The 1341-nt window shown below is 40.4% G+C and carries 2 protein-coding genes; both read left to right on the plus strand.

Translation table 11 applies throughout. The annotated features are described in order from the left end of the window. Positions 1–93: 93 nt before the first annotated feature. Positions 94–378, plus strand: coding sequence for a transposase (locus M72_RS14140; RefSeq protein ID WP_055068684.1), 285 nt, complete (start codon positions 94–96; stop codon positions 376–378). Next, complete coding sequence (locus M72_RS14145; protein ID WP_055068685.1) at positions 375–1289, plus strand: IS3 family transposase; 915 nt, start codon at positions 375–377, stop codon at positions 1287–1289. Before M72_RS14140 ends, M72_RS14145 begins: the two co-directional genes overlap by 4 nt. The last annotated feature ends 52 nt before the right edge of the window (positions 1290–1341 follow it).

The raw sequence follows: 1341 nt of genomic DNA on the forward strand, positions 1-1341 counted from the left end.
TGGTGCTAGAATATAAATAGTACAAGCCAAAATGAGAAATTCCAAATACACATAAGCATGATACAATAGAGGCATGCTGAAGGAGGATCTCATATGGCAAAGCAACATGACAAACAATTTAAACTTGATGCAGTCCAGTACTATCAGGATCACAAAGATCTCGGAGTACGTGGATGTGCAGAAAATCTTGGCATCGGATACAGCACATTAACAAAATGGCTGAAAGACTTCCGGGAATCAGGTGATATTCCTGTTCGTGGTTCTGGTAATTATGCATCTGATGAGCAGAAGGAAATTGCCCGTCTCAGACGTGAATTACGTGATGCAAAAGATGCACTTGATGTGTTAAAAAAAGCAATCAACATTCTGGGAAAATGACGGAAGCCATTTATCTTGAAGTGTCTGAGAAGACGGAAGCTGCCAAAAAGGCTGGACGCCGGGTTTCCGTCTCCGGAATGTTGAAATTTTTAGGTGTCTCTCGCTCAGGATATCTTGCATGGCTCCACCACGTACCTTCTGATACAGAAAAACATCGTAAAGCTGTAAAAGCAAAAATACAGGATATTTATGATGATTCCAAGCAGAACTACGGTGCTCCGAAAATCACTGTAGAACTTCGAAAAACTGGTGAAGTCATTTCGGAAAGAACCGTTGGTACATATATGCGCCAAATGGGAATCCGTGCCCAGTGGAGCAAACCATGGACGATCACCACAAAAGATTCCGATTTCAGCACTGAATTACAAAATATCCTTGATGAGCAATTTAATCCTGATCGTCCGAATGCAGTCTGGTGTTCGGATATTACCTACATCTGGACAATAGATGGATTTGTCTATCTGACCAGTGTTATGGATTTATTTTCCAGAAAAATCATAGCCTGGACGCTTTCAGAAACACTGGAAGTATCTTGCGTGATTGATACTATAAACAAAGCCAAAGCTCGCCGAAATATCGATCAACCATTAATTATCCATTCGGATCGTGGCAGCCAATATGTTGCAAAGGAATATAAAAAAGCAACCGAAAATATGCAGCGCAGTTATTCGAAGAAAGCTTTTCCGTGGGATAATGCATGCATTGAATCCTTTCATTCTATTATCAAACGTGAATGGCTCAACCGCTTTAAAATTCGCGACTATAAGCAGGCATACCAGTTGATTTTTGAATATCTGGAAGCTTTCTACAATACGAAACGAATTCATAGCCATTGCAACTATATGTCGCCAAACGAATTCGAACGAGTGTATGAAAGAACGCACACTGAGGCTGAGCTTCTGGCAGGTTAAAATGGGGAGAAATTTCTCATTTTAACTTGTACTAAATCTTGACATAGAACCA

Source organism: Roseburia faecis (assembly GCF_001406815.1).
GTDB lineage: Bacteria > Bacillota > Clostridia > Lachnospirales > Lachnospiraceae > Roseburia > Roseburia faecis.

What these genes read in the sequence shown, in the direction of transcription:
- M72_RS14140 (WP_055068684.1), top strand. Translation starts at nt 94, where the DNA reads ATGGCAAAGCAACATGACAAACAATTTAAACTTGATGCAGTCCAGTAC.
- M72_RS14145 (WP_055068685.1), top strand. Translation starts at nt 375, where the DNA reads ATGACGGAAGCCATTTATCTTGAAGTGTCTGAGAAGACGGAAGCTGCC.